Annotated in this window: 29 protein-coding genes, 1 tRNA gene and 1 pseudogene; 16 read left to right on the top strand and 15 right to left on the bottom strand. The window is 66.4% G+C overall.

Annotated features, from left to right (window positions below):
• Positions 1-146: 146 nt before the first annotated feature.
• The 6 genes and pseudogenes from ACWJI7_RS08905 to ACWJI7_RS08880 form a co-directional block, all read left to right on the top strand.
• On the top strand, positions 147-911 hold the full coding sequence (locus ACWJI7_RS08905) for a hypothetical protein (protein WP_479937221.1): 765 nt from the start codon (positions 147-149) through the stop codon (positions 909-911).
• 194 nt (positions 912-1,105) lie between these two features.
• Positions 1,106-1,405 (top strand): BrnT family toxin, encoded by a 300-nt coding sequence (locus tag ACWJI7_RS08900; RefSeq protein WP_479937219.1) that lies wholly within the window; start codon positions 1,106-1,108, stop codon positions 1,403-1,405.
• Positions 1,371-1,670 (top strand): BrnA antitoxin family protein, encoded by a 300-nt coding sequence (locus tag ACWJI7_RS08895; RefSeq protein WP_479937217.1) that lies wholly within the window; start codon positions 1,371-1,373, stop codon positions 1,668-1,670. Before ACWJI7_RS08900 ends, ACWJI7_RS08895 begins: the two co-directional genes overlap by 35 nt.
• Before the next feature lie 159 nt (positions 1,671-1,829).
• Positions 1,830-2,333, top strand: coding sequence for a nuclear transport factor 2 family protein (locus tag ACWJI7_RS08890; protein ID WP_479937215.1), 504 nt, complete (start codon positions 1,830-1,832; stop codon positions 2,331-2,333).
• 398 nt (positions 2,334-2,731) lie between these two features.
• Positions 2,732-3,019, top strand: coding sequence for a transposase (locus ACWJI7_RS08885; protein WP_479935050.1), 288 nt, complete (start codon positions 2,732-2,734; stop codon positions 3,017-3,019).
• Between the two features lie 169 nt (positions 3,020-3,188).
• Positions 3,189-3,656 (top strand): annotated as a pseudogene (locus ACWJI7_RS08880) (transposase); the annotation flags it as partial.
• Between the two features lie 110 nt (positions 3,657-3,766).
• Here ACWJI7_RS08880 and ACWJI7_RS08875 read toward each other — a convergent pair.
• Positions 3,767-5,008 carry a glycosyltransferase family 25 protein gene (locus ACWJI7_RS08875; protein WP_479937213.1) on the bottom strand — a complete coding sequence of 414 codons (1,242 nt, stop codon included), beginning with the start codon at positions 5,006-5,008 and terminating at the stop codon, positions 3,767-3,769.
• A 525-nt stretch (positions 5,009-5,533) separates the two neighbouring features.
• Between ACWJI7_RS08875 and ACWJI7_RS08870 the strand changes: the two genes are divergently transcribed.
• Positions 5,534-7,135: a glycosyltransferase family 39 protein gene (locus tag ACWJI7_RS08870; RefSeq protein ID WP_479937211.1), complete on the top strand. Its 1,602-nt coding sequence runs from the start codon at positions 5,534-5,536 to the stop codon at positions 7,133-7,135.
• Positions 7,136-7,404: 269 nt separating this feature from the next.
• Here the strand turns inward: ACWJI7_RS08870 and ACWJI7_RS08865 are convergent, their stop codons facing one another.
• From ACWJI7_RS08865 to ACWJI7_RS08845, 5 genes are all read right to left on the bottom strand, one after another.
• Positions 7,405-8,487: an amino acid ABC transporter substrate-binding protein gene (locus tag ACWJI7_RS08865; RefSeq protein WP_479937209.1), complete on the bottom strand. Its 1,083-nt coding sequence runs from the start codon at positions 8,485-8,487 to the stop codon at positions 7,405-7,407.
• Between the two features lie 631 nt (positions 8,488-9,118).
• Complete coding sequence (locus tag ACWJI7_RS08860; RefSeq protein ID WP_479937207.1) at positions 9,119-9,868, bottom strand: cryptochrome/photolyase family protein; 750 nt, start codon at positions 9,866-9,868, stop codon at positions 9,119-9,121.
• Between the two features lie 98 nt (positions 9,869-9,966).
• Complete coding sequence (locus tag ACWJI7_RS08855; RefSeq protein ID WP_479937205.1) at positions 9,967-10,152, bottom strand: cryptochrome/photolyase family protein; 186 nt, start codon at positions 10,150-10,152, stop codon at positions 9,967-9,969.
• A 30-nt stretch (positions 10,153-10,182) separates the two neighbouring features.
• Positions 10,183-10,638, bottom strand: a complete 456-nt coding sequence (locus ACWJI7_RS08850; RefSeq protein WP_479937203.1) for an FAD-binding domain-containing protein — start codon at positions 10,636-10,638, stop codon at positions 10,183-10,185.
• 86 nt (positions 10,639-10,724) lie between these two features.
• Complete coding sequence (locus ACWJI7_RS08845; RefSeq protein WP_479937201.1) at positions 10,725-10,898, bottom strand: hypothetical protein; 174 nt, start codon at positions 10,896-10,898, stop codon at positions 10,725-10,727.
• Positions 10,899-11,008: 110 nt separating this feature from the next.
• Between ACWJI7_RS08845 and ACWJI7_RS08840 the strand changes: the two genes are divergently transcribed.
• Entirely contained in the window at positions 11,009-11,455 is a 447-nt protein-coding gene (locus tag ACWJI7_RS08840; protein WP_479937199.1) for a TspO/MBR family protein, read from the top strand.
• Here the strand turns inward: ACWJI7_RS08840 and ACWJI7_RS08835 are convergent.
• Positions 11,445-11,726: a hypothetical protein gene (locus ACWJI7_RS08835; protein ID WP_479937197.1), complete on the bottom strand. Its 282-nt coding sequence runs from the start codon at positions 11,724-11,726 to the stop codon at positions 11,445-11,447. The two genes, ACWJI7_RS08840 and ACWJI7_RS08835, sit on opposite strands and share 11 nt — an antisense overlap.
• Before the next feature lie 58 nt (positions 11,727-11,784).
• On the opposite strand from ACWJI7_RS08835, the gene ACWJI7_RS08830 reads away from it, so the two are divergent.
• The 3 genes from ACWJI7_RS08830 to ACWJI7_RS08820 all read left to right on the top strand — a co-directional run bounded on the left by ACWJI7_RS08830 (position 11,785) and on the right by ACWJI7_RS08820 (position 14,063).
• On the top strand, positions 11,785-12,438 hold the full coding sequence (locus tag ACWJI7_RS08830) for a class I SAM-dependent methyltransferase (RefSeq protein WP_479937195.1): 654 nt from the start codon (positions 11,785-11,787) through the stop codon (positions 12,436-12,438).
• Positions 12,435-13,241 (top strand): ABC transporter ATP-binding protein, encoded by an 807-nt coding sequence (locus ACWJI7_RS08825; protein ID WP_479937193.1) that lies wholly within the window; start codon positions 12,435-12,437, stop codon positions 13,239-13,241. The genes ACWJI7_RS08830 and ACWJI7_RS08825 overlap by 4 nt, the downstream gene beginning before the upstream one ends.
• A 318-nt stretch (positions 13,242-13,559) precedes the next feature.
• Complete coding sequence (locus ACWJI7_RS08820) at positions 13,560-14,063, top strand: SLOG cluster 4 domain-containing protein (protein WP_479937191.1); 504 nt, start codon at positions 13,560-13,562, stop codon at positions 14,061-14,063.
• A gap of 29 nt (positions 14,064-14,092) precedes the next feature.
• Here the strand turns inward: ACWJI7_RS08820 and ACWJI7_RS08815 are convergent, their stop codons facing one another.
• The 8 genes from ACWJI7_RS08815 to ACWJI7_RS08780 form a co-directional block, all read right to left on the bottom strand.
• Complete coding sequence (locus ACWJI7_RS08815) at positions 14,093-15,151, bottom strand: SDR family NAD(P)-dependent oxidoreductase (protein WP_479937189.1); 1,059 nt, start codon at positions 15,149-15,151, stop codon at positions 14,093-14,095.
• Between the two features lie 131 nt (positions 15,152-15,282).
• Positions 15,283-15,356 (bottom strand) — tRNA-Pro (locus ACWJI7_RS08810).
• 15 nt (positions 15,357-15,371) lie between these two features.
• Entirely contained in the window at positions 15,372-15,737 is a 366-nt protein-coding gene (locus ACWJI7_RS08805; protein ID WP_479937187.1) for a hypothetical protein, read from the bottom strand.
• A gap of 6 nt (positions 15,738-15,743) precedes the next feature.
• On the bottom strand, positions 15,744-15,929 hold the full coding sequence (locus ACWJI7_RS08800) for a hypothetical protein (protein WP_479937185.1): 186 nt from the start codon (positions 15,927-15,929) through the stop codon (positions 15,744-15,746).
• A gap of 5 nt (positions 15,930-15,934) precedes the next feature.
• Positions 15,935-16,312: a hypothetical protein gene (locus tag ACWJI7_RS08795; RefSeq protein ID WP_479937183.1), complete on the bottom strand. Its 378-nt coding sequence runs from the start codon at positions 16,310-16,312 to the stop codon at positions 15,935-15,937.
• Positions 16,309-17,070, bottom strand: coding sequence for a peptide-methionine (S)-S-oxide reductase MsrA (gene msrA / locus ACWJI7_RS08790; RefSeq protein ID WP_479937181.1), 762 nt, complete (start codon positions 17,068-17,070; stop codon positions 16,309-16,311). The genes ACWJI7_RS08795 and msrA overlap by 4 nt, the downstream gene beginning before the upstream one ends.
• 24 nt (positions 17,071-17,094) lie before the next feature.
• On the bottom strand, positions 17,095-17,358 hold the full coding sequence (locus ACWJI7_RS08785; protein WP_479937179.1) for a hypothetical protein: 264 nt from the start codon (positions 17,356-17,358) through the stop codon (positions 17,095-17,097).
• Between the two features lie 115 nt (positions 17,359-17,473).
• Entirely contained in the window at positions 17,474-19,222 is a 1,749-nt protein-coding gene (locus ACWJI7_RS08780; RefSeq protein WP_479937177.1) for an ABC transporter ATP-binding protein, read from the bottom strand.
• Positions 19,223-19,261: 39 nt separating this feature from the next.
• Between ACWJI7_RS08780 and ACWJI7_RS08775 the strand changes: the two genes are divergently transcribed.
• The 5 genes from ACWJI7_RS08775 to ACWJI7_RS08755 all read left to right on the top strand — a co-directional run bounded on the left by ACWJI7_RS08775 (position 19,262) and on the right by ACWJI7_RS08755 (position 22,867).
• On the top strand, positions 19,262-19,609 hold the full coding sequence (locus tag ACWJI7_RS08775; protein ID WP_479937175.1) for a DUF3288 family protein: 348 nt from the start codon (positions 19,262-19,264) through the stop codon (positions 19,607-19,609).
• Positions 19,610-19,732: 123 nt separating this feature from the next.
• Positions 19,733-20,776: an anthranilate phosphoribosyltransferase gene (gene trpD, locus ACWJI7_RS08770; protein WP_479937173.1), complete on the top strand. Its 1,044-nt coding sequence runs from the start codon at positions 19,733-19,735 to the stop codon at positions 20,774-20,776.
• Entirely contained in the window at positions 20,773-21,933 is a 1,161-nt protein-coding gene (gene carA, locus ACWJI7_RS08765; RefSeq protein ID WP_479937171.1) for a glutamine-hydrolyzing carbamoyl-phosphate synthase small subunit, read from the top strand. Before trpD ends, carA begins: the two co-directional genes overlap by 4 nt.
• A gap of 30 nt (positions 21,934-21,963) precedes the next feature.
• Complete coding sequence (locus ACWJI7_RS08760; RefSeq protein ID WP_479937236.1) at positions 21,964-22,425, top strand: STAS domain-containing protein; 462 nt, start codon at positions 21,964-21,966, stop codon at positions 22,423-22,425.
• Complete coding sequence (locus ACWJI7_RS08755) at positions 22,406-22,867, top strand: ribonuclease III domain-containing protein (protein WP_479937169.1); 462 nt, start codon at positions 22,406-22,408, stop codon at positions 22,865-22,867. Before ACWJI7_RS08760 ends, ACWJI7_RS08755 begins: the two co-directional genes overlap by 20 nt.
• Position 22,868: the final 1 nt, after the last annotated feature.

Below are 22,868 nucleotides of genomic sequence, written 5' to 3'. Positions count from 1 at the left end.
CTGCTAGCCGAACGTCGTTCGGTAGAACGGCGGTGCGGCTCAGCTCTGTATTAGATTGGCGGCATATGAACATCATGAGTGGCTGCACACCATTCCATCTCTGCACAATGCGGATACCCTAAACCTATTTCTGGCATAAGCCATCAATGACAAGAAAGCCAAACAAGAAGAAGCCGCGGCGCGAGTATGTTCAGTTCACTACAGCACACAAGACAAAGGAGATTTTAATTGGAATTGCGAGCGATGGGTCTGAGATCCGGTTTGCAACCGAAATGTCAGACGCTCACGCCGTCAGCGGTTACGAAAGGGGCAAGGGCTTCAAAGTTCTGAACAAGATTCCAGGTAAATCTGATTCAATCTCGATTGGCTCTGACAGAGCATTAAGCAAGTATGACTATCTTCTTGCGGTTGATACAAATACTAAGGATATCGAAGGGAAGCCACTATCCATCACCTGTGCAGTTAAGGTGTGCCCACCCCGAAGCGAAGGCATACCGTTAGGCGTTTCTCCCAGAGTTGCTGCCCTTATCGAATTCAGGCCAACACGACGTGAAGATGCAGAACGACTTGGATGGATACTTGCATTAAAGTTCCTACTCGACAGAAGCGAGATTAAGCTAGACGACAAGATCGGCATGATTGTTGATCACGACATTAACGCCCATCCAGAGATAAACTCAAGAAATCAGCCAATACATGGAAATGAGTACTTGCCAGGTAGTGTGACTTTGGTGTACGCATCCTCTGATGGCATCGAGTCCATCGCAAACAGGTTGATCCGGGTTGCGGACAAGGCATCAAACACACTCTTCGCTGAATTCATAGATTGTAAATTGGCGCCTGCCCCTGATGAGTACATTGGGCATCCATATCTTTCATTGCGTTATTTCGTGCTTTCTGACGGCGAATAATGTTCGTATCAGCCAAGTCTGCTTTCTAGCCTTTCTGCTTGCAATCTAACATCAAGATCCACCTGTCCCGCCACCTAACGCTTCTTGATGCAGCCGTGATCTGATTGCGGGCAGGTGATCTTGAGCGTTAGGCCCACCCAAAAAACCAGCGCTCCCGAGCTTGACGGCATGGTTTCCCGTAGCTACGCTAAAGAGTGCTCATAGACTTCAATCCAGAAAAGGACGCTACCAATCTCAGTAAGCACGGCGTCTCATTGGCAGCTGCTGCTCAGCTGGATTGGGATGCTGCACTAGCATGGATTGATGACCGAGCTGATTACGGAGAGCTGAGAATCGTTGCTTTGACTCCGATTGGGGACAGGCTTTTCTTTGTCGTCTTCGTTGATCGAGATAATGCAAGAAGAATTATCAGTCTGCGCAGAGCCAACCGTCGTGAGGTCAAGCACTATGTCAGAGCAAATGAAGAAGGTCTCCCTCCGGGTTCCGACACTTGAGGAGGATCAGGAGATTACCAATGCTGCTAATTCCGATCCTGATGCTAAGCCACTCACCGAGGAGCAGATGGGTCAGATGGTTCCCTTGAAGGCGTTACGTGGGCGACCCAGGCTTGCCAATAAGAAGCAGCTTGTTTCCATCCGATACAGTCCTGAGGTGCTCGATTATTTCCGGTCCTCCGGTGCAGGTTGGCAATCCAGGATGGACGCCGTCTTACGCGAATATGTCGAATCACGTGCTGCCTTCGATGCAAAAGGGCCCTAACACGGCCATGCACCTGACCCGCCACCGCAGAGTCATTGCGCCCTCGGAGAACATATACCTATAGCTCTCTGCGGTCAGGTGATGGCAAGCGTTAGGCGGCGGGCGACAGCGAAGCCGCTCCGACAAATGACGTACTGTAGGGGTGCCTGAGGCAAGATTATGGACGAAAAAGAGATCAGTCGCGTGATCGATAGGATCGAGATTCTCGACCTTCTCGGGCGCTACTGCCTCACCCTCGACGCCCACGATATCGATGGTTGGGTAGAGTGCTTCACCGAAAATGGAGCGTTCGGTGATGGCGAGCGGGCTGTCGTCGGACGCGACAAGCTGCGAGCCTATGCCGAGATCCATACTCGAATTGGCGCGCGGCATGTCACTAGTTCTCCGGTCCACCACATCGCCGAAAACGGCCTGTCAGCAACCGGTGTCGCCAGTACTCTCGTGACGGTCGCGACTCCGCGGGGCTTCAGGGTCATCATGACAGGAGGCTATAGGGACTTGCTCAAAAAAGTCGACAGTCGCTGGTTGATCGCACGGCGATGGGTCGAGTTCCAGCGGCTACCTGACGATCCCGACGGCGATATCCCCAGCCAGGATCCCGACGTCGCGGCGATACACCGGACCCTCATGGATGCCTTCAGTCGGTTCTCAGAGCTGCTATGAGTTCGCACGAGCCCGGAAGCGGAACAGGAAATACCGGGGCAGACCACGTTGACTATCACCTAACGATGGGCTGCACCGGAAGCCGTAAATAACGCGCCGGTAAGCCTGACATTAGATGCACTGGACGTGCGGCTGGTGACTGCGAAAATGGCAGGCGAGACGTAATTTGCATTTGATTACTGAATGCCCGAGTTGGCTAAAGACACAATTGCTCTACTCGGCTACTTGTTGCCTGGCTTTCTCGCGGCGTGGGTGCTGTACGGCTTAACCTCAAATCCAAAACAGGATCAACTTGAAAGGGCAATAGAAGCCCTAATCTGAGGTGGTCTGGCTTTTCTGCACAGGGCCCATCGTTAACCTCTGAGGCGGGGCACCGCCCCTGACAGAGGCTCCCATCGATGAGCAAACGCCGCACTCACAGCCCCGAGTTCAAGGCCAGGGTCGCCATGGAGGCGATCAGTGGCCGCAAGACGATCCAGGAGATCGCCGCTGACCATGCCATTCACCCGATCCAGGTGAGCCAGTGGAAGAAGCAGATGCTGGATGGCGCCAGCGAGGTATTCACTCGCGGCAAGAAAAGCAAGGACAAGGAGGACGGACAGGCGAAGGAGGCTCAGCTTTTCCAGCAGATCGGCAGGCTGCAGATGGAGCTGGAGTGGCTCAAAAAAAAATCACAACGGCTCTGACGCCCGTGAACTGCGCAAAGTGGTTGATCATGACCACCCGGAGCTCACGGTCAGCCGCCAGTGCGTGCTCCTCGGATTGCCACGATCGACCCCCTACGACAAGCCCGTGCCTGTCAATGAGTCCACGCAGCAGCTCACGGCCCCAGATGAGGCCTGGGCGACGGATGTTACCACCATCCCGATGCGTAAACGCTTCCTGTACCGGGTGGCGATCGTGGATCTCTACTCCAGGCATGTGCTCAGCTGGAAGCTCTCCAACAGCCTTGACACGGAATTCTGCCTGGAGGCCCTGGAGATGGCTCTGGCCAGTGGCCGCAAGCCCCAGATTTTCCCTTACGATCAGGGCTGTCAATTCACCTCATCGGCCTTCGTTCAACGACTCAGGGCAGAAGACATCAAGATCAGCGGGTCAGGCAGGGGGCGGTGTTTTGACAACATCCTGGTGGAGAGGCTCTGGCGAACCGTCAACTATGAGGAGGTCTACCTCCGCGCCCATGGCGATGGCTGGGAAGCCGAAATCAGCCTGGCCCGCTTCTTCTGGAGGTATGGCCATGGAAGACCCCACAGCTCCTTGGGAGGGAAAACTCCCCATGAGATCTACACTGAGACCAAACCCTGTTCCTCCCGCTCGGAGTGAACGATGTCAGGGGCCAGATCTGTCCAATCAAAGGCACCCACCTCAGTCAACGGGCGGTTTCAGCAGTGGCTCAAACTGTTTTCCCATCGAGTTCCCTTCGACAATCCGGATCAACGTTGTCTTGACCTGATGAACAGGTGGTATGGCTGGTGAAAGGATAATGGCCTTGATGTGACACAAGATTGCAACTCGATGTGGCCCTGAATAGCTGGTTTTGATTGAAGTCTTCGCAGGCGATCGCGCACCGGACTCTCAAGCAGGAGATAGGCATCCAAGGAGACAGTCAGCAGGAACCAATCCGTTCCTCCAGCTGGGATTCCCGTATCATCAATGATTTTGACGAGCTTTCTGGCACCGGCTTGGCTAAGTAAATACCCATCGGCACCGGGGGCTCTGATATCCGCGTTGTCACAAGGAAAGGCCAGCCGCGAGTCTGATAATGCCGCAGCAGTGACAGGTCCATTGATGCCTTGATCCTGCCATCGGCAATGACGAACCAATCGGTCATTCACAAAGATGATTTCGCCGCAGCCGTTATTCTCGCTAATATCAAAATCGAGGATTGAGCGGTCCAGCCAGGCATCATCTTCAAAAATATAAGCGTGGGCAAGATCTTCATCGATCATCTTATTCCAGACGTTGTATTGGGCGATGATATTTCCCGATCTTCTCAGCTGTCTCCGGTCGCGTTCGTCCAGGCAGGCTGGGGTGGATTTGTCGCTCGCTTGCGCGACGGGGAGGCACTTGAATCTGTGGGCGACGCCCCATACATCATCAGGTGTCAGACCAGGTTCAACAGTGAACTCAAGCCCGATTGCCTGGCACCGTGCATGGAATCTGGCGTGCCGATAGATGTCTTGAGGTAGGTTGATCAAAAAAATGGGGATTGACTGGGGCTTGGATCCTGTGTCTCCTGCCAGATTGAACGTATCAAGGTTGCTGAGCTGATGGCGCGCCTGGAACCTTTCCAGGGGTGCGTTCAAGCGCTTCGCTTCCGGGCCCGTCAGAGAGCTGATCAACTGATGCGCCAAGTCAAAGCGACCCGTCTCTTCATAAAGTTTCAGCAGTTTGGCGAAACTCTGCTGGGATGCATGTGCAGTGTACTCGGAGTACTGATACACAGTTCCCAGGGTCAATAGCTGAACCCACAGGAGCCTTTCAAGAAGGTCTCCATTGTCTTGACGCAGCGCACCTGTCACATGCTCCATGTCAACCCCAAGTTCTTGCGCCACTGCGCAGGGATGCCGGGAAGAATGAGCCGCCTTGGACTGGACAAGATGATCAACTTCTACGAGTTCATCAAGCAGTTCACGAGGAATCCAAAGTCTGTCCTGGCGATCCAACGTCTGCATCCCGTCACCCAGAATCCTACAAACGCAAGGGGAAAGACCCATCAACCCTAGAACCTGGGGGTGCTCCACAGGGCCGATGGGCCCCGCTCCGCAGAATGCTCGCTTCTACTGCCAGCACTGGCTTTTGTGGGCAGGACGATCACAGACGGTGCCCGAAACCCACCGCTTCAGCGGTCGTACTCGACCCCATTTCAGGGCCGCCAACACGCCGGGAAGCGAGATGCTTCCTGTCTCGCCTGCGCAGAAACCCCGGAACAGCCGACATTCTGAACGATGGCTGAGGCGTCCGCACGGCAGTGAATCCCCACACCCCATCCGGAACCGGCTGAGCGTGGAGAACTCCATCCGAAAGCGGGCCGAGGCTCGGCGGATGGGCGGAACTGATCCGGCACCTGGCCCGCCTGCCCACCCAGCTCCCGCTCCGGGTCCCCGTCTGCCATCGTCGAAACGATGGAACGAGGGGAGGGAGCTCTGGCCAGGCAGGTGGCATCAGACCTCTCCCGCCCTCCTCGCCCTGGCCTGGAGGTGCCATGGAAGACCGTCTGTTGGCTGGCTGTTCTGACGGCAGCGGCCCTGCTGCGCTTCCACAATCCCGGCCACCAGTGGCTCTCCCACGATGAGGTCTTCACGGCCCTGCGCTCCGCCGGGTACCCGGCCGCCGACCTCGACGCCCTCACGGCGCCGTCTGACCTTCTGCCGGCGGGTCTGTTGCGACGGACGCTGTTCCTGCGGGACGATCTCGGCTGGGGGGACACCCTCCGGGAACTGATGGGGCACCCGGAACACCCACCCCTGTACTTCCTGCTGGTGAGGCTGCTTCGTCAGGGGTGGAGTGATTCGACGGAGAGCATGCGTCAGCTCTCCGCCCTGTTCAGCCTGCTGGCCCTGCCGGCGATGTATCTGCTCACCCTGGAACTCTCCGGACGGTCCGGCCTCTCAGCCGTGGTGGTGGCGCTGGTGGCGGTGTCGCCACTCCACCTGCTCATCGCCCAGGACGCCAGGCCCTACAGCCTTCTGGTCCTGCTGACCGCCCTGGGCAGCTGGAGTCACCTGCGCCTGCAGCGAACAGGTGGTGCATTCGCCTGCGTCCGATACACCCTGATCCTGGTGGCGGGGCTCTACACCAGCCTGCTGTTCCTGCTCATCCCCCTCAGCCATGGCCTCCATCTCCTGCTGCCGGGACACACCCCCGCCCAGCGGCGCCACTGGACCGGGGCCACGGCGGCGGCCGTCCTGGCCTTCCTCCCCTGGGTGGCGGTGCTGGCGACCCGGCTGGACCGTCTGGTCAGCCACACCGCCTGGCTGCGGGATCCACCGTCCACGCTGGCGGCACCCCTGGTCCGCGGCCTGCATTGGAGTTCTCCGTTTGTCGATCTGGGCCAGCAGACCCCGCCCTGGGGTCCGATCCTCGTCCTGCCGGCCCTCCTCGCCCTGATGGGGACCGGAGTCGTGACCCTGGCACGCTGCGGCCGACCCGGTGGCTGGTCCCTGCTGGTGCTGCTGGCCGGGTTGAATGTGCTGGCCGTGGCCCTGCCGGATCTGGTGCTGGGAGGCCGTCACTCCCTGATGACCCGCTATCTGCTCCCGGCAACGCTGAGCCTTCAGGTGCTGATCGCGGCAGGCCTCTGGTCACGGCTCCGGTCGAGGCGTTGGCAGGCCTGGGGCGTGGCCCTGCTGGTGATCCTCCTGGTGGGAGGGGCGGCCTCCTGCGGCTCGATCCAGGCCTCGGAAACCTGGTGGAGTCGCTACACCCTCCATGAGCCGGCAACACTGAAGACCATCCTGCAGGCCCATCCCGGCGCCGTGCTGCACGTGGTTCGCTCCCCGACCAGCCTGGGAGAAGCGATCTCCCTCGCCCAGAAGCTGGACCCGGAGACCCGGTTGCGGTTCGTGGATGCTTATCTCCCCGCCGGGACGGCCGGGGTGCTGTACACCAACCACCTCGGGCAAGTGCTGGCCCCAGCTTGGGCGCGGGGTCGGACCGCTGGGCTTCAGGGCGATGAGCCGGCGCAGGCCTCGGCAATCAGGCGGGTCTCGAAGCCGGCCTGGGGCTTCTCCCAGCCCTTCCAGGTCGAGCCGGCCCCGGTGACATTGATCTGGCCGGCCTGGCAGTTCACCGAGAGATAAAAGGGCTGGCTTCGCTCGTTCTGGCTGCGGGTCACCCAGCTCCCATCCATCAGACGCCAGGAGGACCAGTCCACACGGATGGGGCCATACACACGCCAGTCGGCGGGCCTGGGGGTGGAGGAGGACTGGGCCAGACGCAGGTCCATCGCCGGCCGTTCCGCCACAGCAACGGGAAACGACAGGGCCAGGGCAAGCAGCCAGGCAGACATGGGCCGATGGCATGGCGCCTCCCATGCTGACCCTGAACCCCCCACGGTCAAGGGGCGGGGTCAGGGTCGGGGAGGGACCTCTTCCTTGAAATCCAGCATCAATTGCATGGTCTCGATGAACAGACCGGTGACATCCTGGGTCAGGGGAGTTTGACCCTGGGGGCCGAACCAGCGATCGAAGATCTCACGCTCCCTGGACTGATTAGCCAGGAATCCTTGCATATAGCGAATCAAGGCCAGATCCACTACATGCTGAAATGCGGAATTGTTCTGCGGCATCATGCAGGCGATCCCCTCCCTGGAATACGCATCAGCGGAAACCTGAAAGGGGGCCTGGTTGCCCTGCCGCTGCAACCAGGCATAAAGGAGCATGCCGTCATCAGCGAAGGCATCGATCCGCCCCTCCTGCAAGGCTGCATAGCCGGCTTGACGGTCCTTGAGCAGAACCACGGAGGCAGCCGGCTGCCGTCTGCCGACGGCCAGGGCACTGGTTGTGCGCGGCAGGGCGCCCACACGCTTTCCTCTGAGCGATTCCGGAGAAGAGAGGCCCGAGCCGGAGGGAACCAGCAGCTGGGTGCCCGTGATCCCGTAGCTCACGGAGAAGTCAACCTGTTCATCCCGGGCCCAGGTGAAACTGCTGGCATCACAGACCAGATGGACCGCCCCTGACTGCAGGCTGGAGAGACGCTCATCGGTCTGAAGCGGCACAAGTTTCAGCTGAATCGGACGACCCGCCTTGTGCTCCAGTTCCTCACGAATGAGCTGCATCATGTCGACCGAGTAGCCCACCAGCTCACCCGATTCGTTCTGATACGCAAACGGAAACGCATCCCGGCTGGTTCCCCCCACCAGGACGCCCGAGGCCGTTACGGAATCGAGCAGGGAGCCGGCCTGGGCGGGCGCCACCAGCGCCAGGCAGGCCAGCAGCGGCAGCCCGGACCAAGGTCCCACCCGACGAGGTGAAGGCACCAGACAATCCTTCAGCCGAAATCCATGCACCTTGAACCCATTCACCAAAAACCGATGCACGAGAAAACAATGCACGAGAAAACGATGCAGCCACCACCGAGGCCACCTTGAACGGGATGGGGCGTTCGTGGATGATGGATTCAAACGCACAAGTACCGGAAGCAGCCGATACAATTTAACATGCACGCAATCGTTGCATTGTCATCCCAGCCAGGATGTCATCCTTCCGGCTTCGGTGAAATCTGGCTTCGGGGACGCCTTGGCATCCACCTGGCATCCACCCGGAATCCAATCCCTCCCCCCGATTCTCTGCCGCTCCGTCCCCCGCCTCCCACGCCCTGCGCCGCGGCAGGGATCCCGGTGGCTGATCCACACCCACGGTCCCGCGGAACACAGCGAAGGCAGCGAAGGCAACGCCAGCGGCGCCTGCTGCAACGGCCCGTCGTCTGGGCTCGGGCCGGAGCGTCTCCACCACGGCCTCCGATCGCCGGCCGAGGCAGCGGCAGCAGGGTGACCCGGGCGATGAACGCCTGCGCCAGCTGCCGTTGCCGGGCCCGTCTGGTGGGTTCGATCCGATCATGCAGCGCCACCATCATCGACAGGCGCGGGTTAGCGGTCCAGACATCCCCCGGTGCAGGTCGATGAAGCGCCAGTAGAGCCCATCCCAGGTGTCGCACCAGGGGCCTCACGGGCCGCCTCCCATCTTGAGGATGTCGTTGGAGCCGCAGATGTAGGGCTTGGTGGCGAAGATCCCCCCATCACTCATCTGGCCCATCCCGAACACGTTGGGGCCCATGACCCAGGTCTAGGAATCGATGGAGTGGTCCATGAACCAGCGGTACACCTCCCGGGGGTGAATCTCGCAGAGCAGCATCAGGTTGCTGATCACCATCAGCCGTTCGATGTGATGGGTCCAGGCGAGCCGGATCATCCGCTCGAGGGCCCGATCCAGCGGCGGCAGGCCCGTGTTCCCCTCACTCCAGCAGGGGGCCAGCCCGCGCTGGTGCCCCCAGAAGTTACCGCTGGCCTGGTGCTCCCCATGGACCAGGTCGATGCCGCGCACGAATTCACGCCAGCCCACCACCTGGCGCAGGAACCCCTCCAGGGAGGCGATCGGCGTGGCGGCGGCACTCGCCTGGGCGAGGGTCTGCCGCACCGGCTCGGCGGGACTGAGCAGGCCGATGTTGAGCAGTGGGGAGAGCAGCGAGTGCTGCAGCCCGTCGTCGTTGCTGCTCAGGGCGTCCTCGTAGGGGCCGAAATCAGGCCGGCGCTTCACCAGAAAGTGCGTCAGCCAGGCCTGGGCTCCGGCGTGATTGACCGGCACAAGCAGAGTCCCGGGCTCGCCAGGATGCTGGGGGAAATGGGTCTGGATCAGGGCCCGCACCGCCGGCTCCTCCGAACTCGGTGTGAGCTGGAGCAGCGGCGGCTCGCGGTAGCCCTTCGGCAGCCGGCGGCGGTTTTCGGCATCGAAACTCCAGCGGCCTCCACGGGGGCGGCCATCGGCCTCGATCAGCAGGTTCAGGCGCCGACGCTGGCGTTCATCGAAGGTTTTCATCAACGGTCGCCGCCCCCCTGGAACTCGGCCCGGCTCTCGGCGGCGCTGCTCAGAACAGCTGGGGAGGGCAGAACCACCAGCGCCACCCCACGGTCACGTCAGTACGCCACCAGCTGGGCCTGAAGGCCGGAAGTGGCGCTCTCGGCGATGCGCAGCCCAGGCGGGGACCCATCGACGGCCGCGGCCCGCAGGGTCTCCCGGAAGGACCGCATCGCCAGAAAGCCCTGCAGCAGGCGCAGCTTGTGGAATCGGAACCGCGAGGCCAGGCCAAGGTCCTCCACCATCAGCACCCCGCTGGTGGCCGAGGATCAGGGTCAGGCCCATCGGTTCCGCCAGGCCCCCTCAGGATCATGGATCCGGGCCTGGGTCTCGAGGTCGAAGCGCCGGGGCCCTGAGCCGAAACAGCGCGGATCGGCCCCCACGCCGGCCAGGTCAGCCCAGTTGCCGCTGTTCTGGCTGGGGACGGCGTCGATCAGTTGCCATGCGAACCCGCACGCTCCCCAGAGCCAGGGCAGTCGCAGGCGATTCACGGAGTCGGAGGCCACCCACTGGCGGGCCAGGTTCGAGAGCCAGCCGGTGCTGTTGAGCTCCCGCAGGGCGGCATCAATCAGGGGATGGCCACGGTCGGCGCGGGTCCAGCGGACGAACCGCTCGGGATCCCGCTCCACGGAGGGCTGACGTCGCTGGACGCCCCCCAGGCTGTGGAAGGTGTCCGGGTGCCGTCGCTCCGACCAGAGGAAGAACTCCCGCCAGAGCAGCTCCGGCCCCATCCACTTCGGCCCCTCCGCTGCGCCCGAATGGCCCTGTTCCAGCGAGACTTCAGCCCAGATCCTCCGCACCGACAGCGCCCCGACCGTCAGCCAGGGGGAGAACCGGGAGGAGAATTCCGTTCCCAGCAGACCCTCGCGGGGCCGAGGGCCTCGAGGGCCCGCCCGAGCCCGCCCCGGGCCACGGCCCGCCGCAGCGCCGGCTGGTCATCCAGGCGCAACTGCTGCCGGAGATCGAGCAGCACGGCGAATCCGGCGGTCATCGGAGCAGCTGGGAGATGGTCCGAGGCTGGCCGTTCCGCAGGCGGATCGCGACCGGCTGCGGCACAGGGGCACCGCGACGGGGCACTCTGGGGGGACACGGAACGGATCGATGCTGGCGGCGGGCGTGCTCCTGGTGGTGATCGTGGCGGTGGGAGCCCTGCTGAACCCCTCCCGGGATGACTTCCGCTGGTTCCTGCAGCTGCGCCGTCCGATCTGGCTGACCTTCGAGCGCTGGATTCCGGCGATCTGGCTGTCGATCTATCTGTGCTTCTACGTCTCGGCCCTGCTGGTCTGGCAGGCCACGGCCAGCCCGGCGGCGATGGCCGGCTATCTGGGTCTGCTGCTGCTGGTGCAGGGTTACACCTGGCTGATCTGCCGCAGCCGGAGTCTGCGCAACGGCACCGTGATCGGCCTGGCGGGATGGATCTGGGGTGTGGCCCTCACGGTGGTGGTGGTGTCCGTGTCGCGGCCGGCGGCGCTGCTGCTGATTCCGTTTCTGCTCTGGAGCCCGGTCGGCACGTTCGTGACCTGGAGGATGGAGCGTCTCAACCGCTGAGGCCGGCTCCACCCGGCTCCGGGGCGGCCCTGCCCTCGCCGGGGGGGAGAGCGCGCGCGATCCGATCCGCCAGCGCCAGGCAACGATCCATCTCGGCCCAGAGCAGGTCGCGCCGGCCGGCCGGTACCGCGAAGGATCGGTGATGCAGATCCCGGCCCAGGTGGCGCAGCGCCTCGCGGATGCACCGCCAGTCCTCGCCATCGAGATCCAGTGGATGCCCGTCCAGCTGGCGAACCTCCTGGGCGCCGCCGTCCCTCGCGTCGCTGGTCATGGCTCCGTCACGTCCGATCGGCTGACCCGTCAGCATGGCGGCTGATCGGGCGGACGGGATGGTTGTCGCGGTGCTGAGCGAGGCGGAGCGCCGCAAGCTCGATCCCTCCGACGATGCCCTCTTCTACGCCGAACCGCGGCTGGTGCAGCACCTGGACGTGGGCTTCCGCTCCCGCCTCACCGCCCTGTATCGGGAGCGCCTCCCGCCCTGCGCCGTGGTGCTCGATCTGATGAGCAGCTGGGTGAGCCACCTGCCCGAGGAGATCCGCTACCAGGAGGTGATCGGCCATGGCCTCAACGAGCGGGAGCTGGAGGCCAACCCTCGCCTCGATCGCCACTGGCGCCAGAATCTCAACACGGATCCCGTCCTGCCGCTGGAGGCCGCCAGCATCGACGCGACCCTGATCGTGGCGGGCTGGCAATACCTGCAGCAGCCGGAGGCCATCGCCGCTGAACTGCTGCGGATCACCCGGCCGGGCGGTCAGCTGATCATCGCCTTCTCCAACCGGATGTTTGTCCAGAAGGCGCCACGGATCTGGACCGATGGCGGCGACCGGGACCATCTCGCCTATGTGGCCCGGGTGCTGATCGCCCAGGGATGGCCGGCGCCACGGCTGCTCGCGGAGGCCACCCGGGCCGGGGGGGCCCTGGGCTGGATCGGAGGCCAGGGCGATCCCTTCTTCGCGGTGATCGCCGAGCTGCCCGCCCCGTGACCCCCGCTCCCCCTCCGTATCTCGACCTGCTCGCGGTGGAGGCCTACCTGGGACCACGTCCGGTCTTCCGCAACCTCAGCCTGCGTCTGCTGCAGGGGGAGCACACCGTGATCCTCGGCCCCAACGGGGCCGGCAAGAGCGCCCTGATCAAGCTGCTCAGCCGGGAGATCTACCCCGTGGTCAAGCCGGGCTCGGCTCTGCGGATCTTCGGCTCCGACACGGTGAATCTCTGGGATCTCCGCCGCCGCATCGGGCTGGTGTCCCAGGATCTGCAGGCCGGCTACGGGGGCCACGTGCCCGCGGGCGATGTGGTGCTCTCGGGGTTCTTCGGGTCGGTGGGCCTCGGCCGCAGCCAGCGCCCCGAGCCCCCCCAGCGGCAGCGTGTGCGTCAGCTGATGGACCGGCTGAATCTGGCGGATCTGGCGGAACGTCCCTTCGGCCAGCTCTCCGACGGCCAGCGGAGGCGCCTGCTGCTGGCGCGGGCCCTGGTGCACGATCCCGACGTGCTGGTGCTGGATGAACCCACCAACGGCCTCGACCTGCGGGCGAAGCACCAACTGCTGGCGATCCTGCGCCAGCTCGCCGGTTCAGGCACCACCCTGCTGCTGGTCACCCATCAGATCGAGGCGATCATCCCCGAGATCCGTCGCTGCGTCCTGCTCCGCGAGGGGACGGTGGTGGGGGATGGCCCGACCAGCGAGCTCCTCCGGGATGCCCCCCTCACCGCCCTGTTCGGCACACCCCTGCAGGTGGTGTCCGCCGGAGGGTTTCGCCAGGTGCTGCCTGTGGAAGCGAAGGACTGACGGGACTCCGCGCCCGAGGGGAGTGGTGAGCTGCTGGAGCAACGCCGCGTTCAGGGCGGTCTCGCAGCGCAGCCCGAGGATCGAAGCGATGCTGCCGCCCTCGCCCCGCTGGGCCGAGCTGCCGCTCAGCAGGGCCAGCAGCCGCTGATCCTGCTGATCCCGCTGCTGCCACAGGCAGGCCAGGACTACCTGGGTGTTGCCGTCGCAGTCGGGAGCTCCGCCGGTTGTGCCCGGAGCGGCCCAGCCGATCCGAGGGCGGCCTGAACCATCCGGATCGTGGATCCCGGCAGACTCGCGGCCTGTGCCGACCGAGTGCCCATGACCCGCAAACGGATCATCGGCGTGATGGGCGCTGGAGAGGGCGCGGCTCCCGAACTGATGGCACTGGCGGAACGGCTCGGGCAGCGGATCAGCCAGGAGGGCTGGGCTCTGCTGACCGGAGGCCGTCCCGTCGGTGTGATGGCCGCGGCGAGCCGGGGCGCGATGCAGGTGGACGGCCACCTCGTGATCGGGGTCCTGCCCGGCGATGGCGGCAGCACCGGGAGCCGGGCCACCGCGGCGGTGGATGTGGCCCTGTTCACCGGCATGGGCATGGCGCGCAACGTCATCAACGTCCTCAGCGCCGACGTGGTGGTGATCTGTGGTGCCGGCGGACCGGGCACGGCATCGGAGGCCGCCCATGCCCTCAATCGGGGCAAACCTCTGGTGCTGCTGGCCGCCGCCGAGCCCTGGCCGGCCTTTTACCGATCCCTCTCACCCCAGGTGCGGGAAGCGGACACCATCGAGCAGTGCTGCCGGACCATCCGCACCATCCTGGGCTGATCCCCAGCGGCGGCCGCCAGCTCAGCGGATCAGCCCGGCACCACCCCGGGCGGTGGCAGCTCAACCGGCACCCCCACCAGCTCGGCGCCGACGGTCCAGAGGGCCCGGGCCAGGGCCTCGTCCTGGGCTTCGGCGCTGGGTTCGGCCGCCTCGAAGCGCAGGCGACCAGGCCCCAGCACCCGGTTGCACCAGTAGTGGAAGCCGCCGGCGGCGTGGGCGGGATCGGTGGCGAGGCCCGCCAGCCGCATCCCGGCCCGCTCCGGGCTTTCGGTGAGGCGCAGCAGATCGCGGGCCACCAGGGCAAACAGGCGCTGCCCCCAGGGGTTGTGCAGGCGGCTGGTGCGGAAGAAGCCCCCACGGCTGCGGGGGATCACCAGACCCGGACTCCAGGCGAGCACCGGCATCGGCGTACCCCGCAGGCGCAGGCGCCGCTCCAGCTCCCGGGCCAACAGCAGATTGCAGAGCTTGCTGTCCTTATAGGCCTTATCGGCATCGAAGGGCGCGTCACCCTCCACCATCGCGAAGCCGGCACCGGTGCGGAGGCCGGCCAGATCGCCCAGGCCGGCGGGCTTGCCCACCCGCCCTCCGGCGGAGCTGGGATCGTGCACCTCCGAGGCGGTGACCACGATCCGGGGGGCCTGAGCGCCATCGAGCAGGGGAATCAGACGCTGGGCCAGGGCCTGATGGGCGAGGTGGTTCACCGCGATGGTGAGCTCATAGCCCTGGGCGGAGCCCTGGCGCTCGGGGGCGCCGCTGGATTGCAGGCCGGCGTTGAGCACCAGGGTGTCGATGGGTTCGCCCTGGCTGAGCAGCCCGTCGGCACAGGCCTCCACGCTGGTCAGATCGGCCAGGTCACAGACGGGGGCGGCCGGCACGGGAAGTGAATCCGGCCCCCCTCCGGCCCCTGAGCCGGCCGCGGCCACGAGGCGCTGCACCGTGGCCGCGGCCGTGGTCGCATCGCGGCAGGGCAGGATCAGCGGGTGGCCGCCGCGCACCAGCTGCAGGGCGGCCTGGAATCCGATGCCGGAGCTGGCGCCGGTGAGCAGAAGGCGCCGGCGCCCAGGGGCCACAGGCGGGGAGGAGGGCATGGGGTGCACCCTATGCCGAGCTCCGGCGAGCCGCGTCCGCGTCGAGCCGTGGACCGAACGGGATCCCGATGGAAAAGCCGCCTCTGGAAAAGAAGCGGCTCAGCAGCTGGGGATGGACTCGGACATTGACATCGGAGCGGCGGGATTTGAACCCACGACCCCCACTACCCCAAAGTGGTGCGCTACCAAGCTGCGCTACGCCCCGTCAAAAGGGAAGCTATCACAGCCCCCGCGGCAATCTCGTCTCCCAGCCTCGCAGCCGGCGCAGTCGCTGCAGGATGCGCCCGGTGAGGCGATCGCGGTCGTTGGCGCCATAGCCGGCCAGCCGCAGGCTGCGGGCCAGCTGGCGCAGCTGGCGCAGGTTGAGCGCCGCCAGCCTCAGCTCCGGCATCCGGCGCCAGGCACCCGCAGTGACCGGCAGGGCATCGGCCCGGCCCACCCCCGGCAGGCCCTGCATGGCCCCGCCCGCCATCCACTCCGGCACCAGCACGAACAGCACCGCCAGCAGCCCGTAGAGCTCCACCAGGCCTTTCGGCAGCGGATGGAGCTGGCGTTTTCGGGTGGAGGGGCCGTCGGGGGGATCCAAGGCGGCTCAGAGCAGGGTGCCGGCGGGGCGGTCCGGCCGGCTCCGGGGAACCCCCGGCTGCGGTGCCTCCTTCCAGAGCAGCGGCTGGTCCGCGGGCGGGTTGAAGCGAAGAAACCAGAAGACGAGGGCGAAGACAAGACCGAGGGTGGCTGTCACCAGCACGATCACGCTGCGGTCGGACAGGGGGGTCATGCCGCTCAGACCTGATCGGTGCGCAGGCAGCGGATCCGCTGGGGAAGCCGCTCCACGGTGAGCTCATCCCCCCGCAGGATCAGCCGCAGCCGGTCGGTGCCGTAGCGCAGACCCGGCAAGGGCGAGTCCTCGCGGAACAGGGTGGTGCGGGTGCGGCCGGCGATCAGCGAGGCCTGGGCGTCGTTGCGCTCGACGACCACCTGCAGCCGATCGGTGCAGAGGAACTGCTCACGGATCTCATAGTTCTCCCACCAGGGGGAGGACATCGCCTGGGCGGGGGGAACCAGGCTGGGAAGAGCCGCGGCCGCCGGCATCAGCAGGACCGCCAGCGCTGCGGCGGGTCCGGGGGACGGCCGAGCCGCCCGAGGGGGCCGGATGCTCATGGCTGGGAGATCGGGGCATTGGAGCTGCGCAGCACACAGTGCTGGATCGACCAGTCGTACTGGTCCCAGACAGCCGGCGGCAGCAGGAAGGACGCCCCGCTGAACGGGGCGAGACGCACGCCGCTGGGGCGGGCCGAGCAGTAGGGGCGGCTGCCGGGGCGGGCCAGGTACTGCTGGTGATGGGCCTCGGCGAAATAGAACGGTTTGTCGTCGAGCAGTTCGGTGGTGATCGCCCCGAATCCGGCCTCGGACAGCTGCCGCTGGTACTGGTCGCGGCTGGCCTCGGCCAGGGCCCGCTGGCCGGGGTGGGAGAACAGGATCGCCGAGCGGTACTGGCTGCCGGTGTCGTTGCCCTGGGCCAGTCCCTGGGTGGGGTCGTGGCATTCCCAGAACAGCTTCAGCAGGTCGGCGAAGCTGATCCGGGCCGTGTCCCAGACCACCCGGACCGCCTCGGTGTGGCCGGTGCGTCCGGAGCACACCTCCTCGTAGGTGGGATTGGGGGTGTGGCCGCCGGCATAACCCACGGCGGTGGTCACCACGCCGGGCAGACGCCAGAAGCCCTTCTCAGCCCCCCAGAAACAGCCGCAGCCGAAGCTCACCGCCTCCTGGCCCTCCTCCAGGGGTGCCTGAATCGGGGTGCCCAGCACCCCATGGCGCTCGGAGGTGGGGATCGCAGCGGCCCGGCCGGCCAGGGCCTCCTCGGGGCTCACGATCCGGGATTTGGGGCTGCCGGCGGTTGTGCTGAAGAGTCCGAACACCGAAACGGGGCTGCTGGAGCGAGCCTAGGCACCGCGATCGGCCGACGCAGCCGGCTCCAGGGCGATGTGGTTCAGCAGGGTAGTGGTGAAGGCGAACAGCAGGAAGGGCAGGGACAGCACCAGGATCACCCCCACCCCCACCAGGGCGAAGATCGGCTTGCTGGAGCCCATCAGGGCCAGCCCGGCCGCCAGGCTCACGAAGATCACCACCATCCAGACCAGCACCTGGCCGTAGATGTCGCCGAACGTGAGGGTGCAGCGGAGCGAATAGCCCTTGGGGTTCTCCATCGTGATCACGCGGATGGTCACAGCTAAGCCCGGACCGGCCCGCTTGTCCGCCCCGCTCCACAACTGGTGGGATTCGTCATGAACCCATCGGCGGCAGCGGCTTCCGCCAGGCGGTTCAGGCCACCTGGAGCCGCTCCTCGGCCCGTTCCCGTTCCCACAGCCGTCGGTAGGGACCGGGCACCGCCACCAGTTCCTGGTGCGGTCCCTCCTGGACCAGTCGCCCGTCCTCGAGCACCAGCACCCGGTCACAGGCGGCAGCGGCCGAGAGCTGGTGGCTGATCATCAGGATGGTGCGCCCCTCCTGCCGCCGGATCGAACGGAGGATCTCGGCGGCGGTGTTGTTGTCGACGCTGGCGAGGGCGTCATCGAGCACCAGCAGGGGAGCCTCCACCAGCAGGGCCCGGCCGAGGGCGGCCCGCTGCCGCTGGCCGCCGCTGAGGGTGATGCCCCGCTCGCCCACCAGGGTCTGGTAGCCGTCAGGGAAGCCGCGGATGTCACCCTCGAGCCGGGCCTGCCGGGCGGCCGTCTCCACCGCCGCCAGGTCCGCCTCCGGATCGCCGTAGCGCAGGTTGTCGGCCAGGCTGGCGGTGAACAGGTACCCCTCCTGGGGCACCAGCGCCACCTGGTGGCGCAGATCCTCCAGCGAGAGGGCGGTCACGTCGACCCCGTCGATGAACAGCTGCCCGGCCGGCACCTCCACCATCCGGCCCATGGCCCGGGCCAGGGTGGTCTTGCCGCAGCCCACCGGTCCCACCACCGCCACCAGTTCCCCCGGCCGCAACCGGAAACTCACCTCGGTCAGGGCGTCCCGGCGAGCGCCGTCGTAGCGGACCGTGAGCCCCTGGGCCTCCACCGCGCCGCGGCCGGCCGCAGCGGGGGGAACCGGCACCGCCGGGGATTCCACCCGCGGACGCCTGGAGAGCAGTTCCTCGACGCGCTCCAGGCTCACCTGGCCGGTCTGGAAAGTGTTGAGGGTGAAACCCAGCAGGGCGGTGGGAAACACCAGCCGCTCCACGAACAGGATCAGGGCCACCAGATTGCCGATGCTCAGCCGGCCACTCTCCAGCTGGCCGCTGCCGAAGGCCAGCAGCAGCAGCAGACTGATGGAGGAGATCCCCTCCAGCAGCGGGAAGAGCGTGCTGCGGGTGCGGGCCAGCGAGAGGGCGGCATCGCGATAGCGCCCGTTGCGACGGGAGAACGCCTGCCGCTCCTGATCCTCCTGGCCATAGATCTTGATGGCGCTGATGCCGGAGAGATCCTCCTGAATCAGGTCGCTCAGGCTGCCGAGCGCCTCCTGCTGGCGGCGCTGCTGGCGCATCATGCGGCCCCCGAACAGCCGGACCACGATCAGCATCAGCGGATAGAGCCCCACCGCCGCCAGGCTCAGCAGGGGATCGATCATCAGCATCGCCGGCAAGGTCAGGGCGTAGGCCATGCCGGTGTTGGTGAGGCTGAGCACGGCGAACCCCAGCAGGCGCCGGATGTTCTCCACATCGCTGGTGGAGCGGCTGATCACCTCGCCGCTGCCGGTGGTCTGCACCCAACCCGGCTCCTGCCGGAGCATGTGATCGAACAGGCGCTGGCGCAGGCTCGCCTCCACCTGACGCCCGACCCCGAACACCAGCATCCGGGAGATCAGACGGGCGGCCCCCATCACGCTGGCCAGCACCACGATGAAGCCGGCCTGGCGCAGCACGGTGCTGAAGGCGAAACCGCTCTGCAGATCGTCGATGACGCGGCGCACCATCAGCGGGATGCTGACGCTGAGCAGGTTCACCACCAGCAGCGCCGCAACACCGAACAGCACCTGACGCCGGTGCGGACGCAGGTACCGCCAGATCAGGCCCAGGCGGATGGCGGCCATGACACACAGCAGGATGGATCCAACCTAAGGAGGCGTCCCATGGCCCCGTCCCCAACTCCCGTGGGCTCGGGCGATCCCGGCAGCGAGTCCCAGACCCATCCGCTCTATGCCATCGATCGCGAGGTGGTGGATGCCCTGCTGGCCGCCGAGGTGCCCGGTGAGGCGCAGCTGGTCGATCTGGCCCGGCTGCTGATGCGCTACGACGGATTTCCCGGTGCCGATGACCTGCGCGAGGATCTGGCCAAGGCCCTGCGGCTCTGGGGTCTCAGCCGCGGAGAGCTCCACACCCGCACCCGCGCCATCTGGGCCGCGGGCTACCGGCCGGGGGCCGCGGCCCAGGCCGAAGCGGTGGGCAGCGGCTTCGACACCGCTGCCCAGGAGGGATGAGCGCGGCGCGTCCCGCCAGGTGATCGCCAGATCCGGTGCCTTCGGGTGATAGTGGAGGTGTCCCCATCACCCGGCCCGGTGTGCCCTGCACCCGGGCTTTTTTCTGAGCGATTCCCGGCGCCGATGGTCCCCACCCCCTCCTGGCCCGCCCTGCTGGAGCAGGTGCTGCAAGGCCATTCGCTGGCCGAAGGCGATGCGACCGCCCTGATGGAGGGGTGGATCGGCGGCACCATCGAGCCCGCCCTCACCGGCGCCCTGCTGGCGGCGCTGCGGGCCAAGGGGGTGAGCGGCGAGGAGTTGGCGGCCATGGCAACGGTGCTGCGGGAGGCCACGTCCCTCCCCTACCCGCGCCCCGATCTCCCCCTGGTGGACACCTGTGGCACCGGCGGTGATGGGGCTGACAGCTTCAACATCTCCACGGCGGTGGCCTTCGTGGCCGCCGCCTGCGGCGCCAGTGTGGCCAAACACGGCAACCGCAGTGCCAGCGGACGGGTCGGCTCCGCCGACGTGCTCGAAGCCCTCGGACTCGACCTGCAGGCGCCGCCCGAGCGGGTGGTGGCGGCCCTGCCCCACAGCGGGGTCACTTTTCTGTTCGCCCCCGGCTGGCATCCCGCCCTGGTGGGCCTGGCGCCCCTGCGGCGCCAGCTGGGGATCCGCACGGTGTTCAATCTGCTGGGCCCGCTGGTGAATCCGCTGCGGCCCGGGGCCCAGGTGCTGGGCGTGGCCCGCCCGGAGCTGCTGGAGCCGATGGCCGACGCCCTGGCCCGACTGGGCCTGGAGCGGGCCGTGGTGGTCCACGGCCATGGCGGCCTCGATGAAGCCTCCCTCTCCGGCCCCAGCACGCTGCGGCTGGTGTCCGGCGGTGTGGTCAGCCCCCTGGAGATCGATCCGGCGGCCCTCGGCCTGGCGCCGGCGCCGCCGCAGGCCCTCGCCGGCGGCAACCTCGAAACCAACAGCCGCATCCTGGAAGCGGTGCTGCAAGGCCGTGGCAACGATGCCCAGCGGGATGTGGTGGCCCTCAACACGGCGCTGGTGCTCTGGGCCGCCCAGCGGGCCGCCACGGTGGCCGAGGGACTGGAGCAGGCCCAGGCGGCCCTGGCCTCCGATCTCCCCTGGCAGCGGCTGCTGCGGCTGCGTCAGGCCCTCGCGACTGCCGGTGGAGGATGATTGATCCAGTTGGAGCCACCCTCGCTTTGAGCGTTGAAGCCCTGCTGGTGCTGGCCGATGGCACACTGCTGCGCGGCCGGGCCTTCGGTGCCCGCGGCACCGCCATCGGCGAAGTGGTCTTCAACACCGGCATGACCGGCTACCAGGAGGTGATGACCGACCCCAGCTATGCCGGCCAGCTGGTGAGCTTCACCTATCCGGAACTGGGCAACACGGGCGTCAATCCGCAGGACCAGGAGGCCGATGCCCCCCAGGCGCACGGCGTGATCGCCCGCCAGCTGGCTCCCCGGCCCAGCAGCTGGCGCAGCGAGGGCGATCTCGGCAGCTGGTTGAGCAACCACGGGGTGGTGGGGATCGAGGGTGTCGATACCCGTGCCCTGGTGCGGCATCTGCGGGAGCGCGGCGCCATGAACGGGGCCATCAGCTCCGACGGCAGCACCCCCGGCGCCCTGCTCGAGCGGGTGCGGGCCACCCCCTCGATGGAGGGCCTCAACCTGGCCGAGCGGGTCAGCACCTCCCGGCCCTACGGCTGGCAGCAGCTCTGCCCGGCCGGGTTTGACCAGCGCCTGCGGCCAGGCCCGGAGCTGGCCTACCACGTGGTCGCGATCGACTTCGGCATCAAGCGGGCGATCCTGGAGCGCCTCAGCGCCCACGGCTGCGCCGTGACCGTGCTGCCGGCCCGTGCGTCCCTGGTCGACGTGCTCGCCCTCGCCCCCGAGGGGGTGTTCCTCTCCAACGGGCCGGGGGATCCGGCGGCGGTGACGGGCGGCATCGCCCTGGCCCGGGGGCTGCTGGAGCAGCCCGATCTGCCCGTGTTCGGCATCTGCCTCGGTCACCAGATCCTGGGGCTCGCCCTGGGCGGCACCACCTTCAAGCTGGGCTACGGCCACCGCGGGCTGAACCATCCCTGCGGCGGAGGCGGACTGGTGGAGATCACCAGCCAGAACCATGGCTTCGCCCTCGACGCCGGCTCCCTGGACCCGGAGCGGGTGGCCATCACCCACCACAACCTCAACGACCGCACGGTGGCGGGCCTGCAGCACCGGGGCCGACCCATCTTCGGCGTGCAGTACCACCCGGAGGCCAGTCCCGGCCCCCACGATGCCGACCATCACTTCGGCCGCTTCGTGGCGCTGATGGCGGCCCGGCGGGTCTGAGCTCCGGCTCCGGCCGGGCCGGAGCCGGAGCTGCCGTCCATTCCCCTTTGTGGAGCGGGAATCCAGACCTTCCCGCCGGCTGCTTACACTTCGGGCCCCTGTCGCTCCACGAGGACTGGAACGATTCCTGAACTGCAACGGCTGACCGTCTCCCTGCGCGGAGGTGTCGAGCAACGGGACACCTGCCTCCTGTTCCACTTCACGGGCCAGCTGGACGCGTATTCCGACAAGCAGTTCCGCGATTTCGTCAACGCTCACCAGGGGACGGGCCTGTTGCCGCTGCTGCTGGATCTCACCCACATCGACTTCATCGATTCCTCCGGTCTCGGGGCCCTGGTGCAGCTCGCCAAGCAGTTCACCGACGCGGGAATCCGCTTCCTGCTGGTGGGCAATGCCCGGGTGGTCCAGACGGTGAAGCTGGTGCGCCTCGAGGAATTCCTTCACCTCCAGCCCGATCTGGACGCGGCCCTCGGTGTCCTCGCCTCCGCCTGAGCGCCCCACCGCGGACTGGCTGCGCGGGATCCAGCCCCGGCCAGGTCCCTCGGCCGGCGACCCGGATCCGGCGCCTGGCCTGGGCGACGGGATCGGACCGCTCCAGCTGGCCTGGCTGGGAGATGCGGTCTGGGAGCTGCATCAGCGGCTGCGGCACTGCCGCCAGCCCGGCCGGGGCGACGACCTGCACCGGGCCGTGGTCGAAGAGGTGCGCGCCGCCGCCCAGGCCCGGGCGCTGCAGCGCCTGGAACCCTGGCTGGAGCCGGGGGAGCTGGATCTGGTGCGGCGCGGCCGCAACCGGGCCGGCCGGGGGCCCCGGCGCGGTGACGCGGCGGTCTATGGCCGGGCAACGGGATTTGAGACAATGGTGGGCTGGCTCTTTTTGCGGAATCCCGAGCGGCTTGCCCAGCTCCTGGATCATCTGGACGAGACCGACCCCTGAC

The sequence above is a fragment of the Cryptocyanus atlanticus LEGE 06306 genome (assembly GCF_056633155.1).
The sequence above is the reverse complement of the archived record's forward strand: the minus strand, read 5'-3'. Positions and strand labels throughout refer to the sequence as shown.

Excerpts from the sequence above, each read along its gene's own strand:
- ACWJI7_RS08905 (WP_479937221.1), top strand. The coding sequence starts at position 147 with ATGACAAGAAAGCCAAACAAGAAGAAGCCGCGGCGCGAGTATGTTCAG.
- ACWJI7_RS08895 (WP_479937217.1), top strand. The coding sequence starts at position 1,371 with ATGAAGAAGGTCTCCCTCCGGGTTCCGACACTTGAGGAGGATCAGGAG.
- ACWJI7_RS08890 (WP_479937215.1), top strand. The coding sequence starts at position 1,830 with ATGGACGAAAAAGAGATCAGTCGCGTGATCGATAGGATCGAGATTCTC.
- ACWJI7_RS08885 (WP_479935050.1), top strand. The coding sequence starts at position 2,732 with ATGAGCAAACGCCGCACTCACAGCCCCGAGTTCAAGGCCAGGGTCGCC.
- ACWJI7_RS08875 (WP_479937213.1), bottom strand. The coding sequence starts at position 5,008 with ATGCAGACGTTGGATCGCCAGGACAGACTTTGGATTCCTCGTGAACTG.
- ACWJI7_RS08860 (WP_479937207.1), bottom strand. The coding sequence starts at position 9,868 with ATGAAAACCTTCGATGAACGCCAGCGTCGGCGCCTGAACCTGCTGATC.
- ACWJI7_RS08855 (WP_479937205.1), bottom strand. The coding sequence starts at position 10,152 with ATGGTGGAGGACCTTGGCCTGGCCTCGCGGTTCCGATTCCACAAGCTG.
- ACWJI7_RS08850 (WP_479937203.1), bottom strand. The coding sequence starts at position 10,638 with ATGGGGCCGGAGCTGCTCTGGCGGGAGTTCTTCCTCTGGTCGGAGCGA.
- ACWJI7_RS08845 (WP_479937201.1), bottom strand. The coding sequence starts at position 10,898 with ATGACCGCCGGATTCGCCGTGCTGCTCGATCTCCGGCAGCAGTTGCGC.
- ACWJI7_RS08840 (WP_479937199.1), top strand. The coding sequence starts at position 11,009 with ATGCTGGCGGCGGGCGTGCTCCTGGTGGTGATCGTGGCGGTGGGAGCC.
- ACWJI7_RS08835 (WP_479937197.1), bottom strand. The coding sequence starts at position 11,726 with ATGACCAGCGACGCGAGGGACGGCGGCGCCCAGGAGGTTCGCCAGCTG.
- ACWJI7_RS08830 (WP_479937195.1), top strand. The coding sequence starts at position 11,785 with ATGGTTGTCGCGGTGCTGAGCGAGGCGGAGCGCCGCAAGCTCGATCCC.
- ACWJI7_RS08820 (WP_479937191.1), top strand. The coding sequence starts at position 13,560 with ATGACCCGCAAACGGATCATCGGCGTGATGGGCGCTGGAGAGGGCGCG.
- ACWJI7_RS08815 (WP_479937189.1), bottom strand. The coding sequence starts at position 15,151 with ATGCCCTCCTCCCCGCCTGTGGCCCCTGGGCGCCGGCGCCTTCTGCTC.
- ACWJI7_RS08800 (WP_479937185.1), bottom strand. The coding sequence starts at position 15,929 with ATGACCCCCCTGTCCGACCGCAGCGTGATCGTGCTGGTGACAGCCACC.
- ACWJI7_RS08795 (WP_479937183.1), bottom strand. The coding sequence starts at position 16,312 with ATGAGCATCCGGCCCCCTCGGGCGGCTCGGCCGTCCCCCGGACCCGCC.
- ACWJI7_RS08785 (WP_479937179.1), bottom strand. The coding sequence starts at position 17,358 with ATGGAGAACCCCAAGGGCTATTCGCTCCGCTGCACCCTCACGTTCGGC.
- ACWJI7_RS08780 (WP_479937177.1), bottom strand. The coding sequence starts at position 19,222 with ATGGCCGCCATCCGCCTGGGCCTGATCTGGCGGTACCTGCGTCCGCAC.
- ACWJI7_RS08775 (WP_479937175.1), top strand. The coding sequence starts at position 19,262 with ATGGCCCCGTCCCCAACTCCCGTGGGCTCGGGCGATCCCGGCAGCGAG.
- trpD (WP_479937173.1), top strand. The coding sequence starts at position 19,733 with ATGGTCCCCACCCCCTCCTGGCCCGCCCTGCTGGAGCAGGTGCTGCAA.
- carA (WP_479937171.1), top strand. The coding sequence starts at position 20,773 with ATGATTGATCCAGTTGGAGCCACCCTCGCTTTGAGCGTTGAAGCCCTG.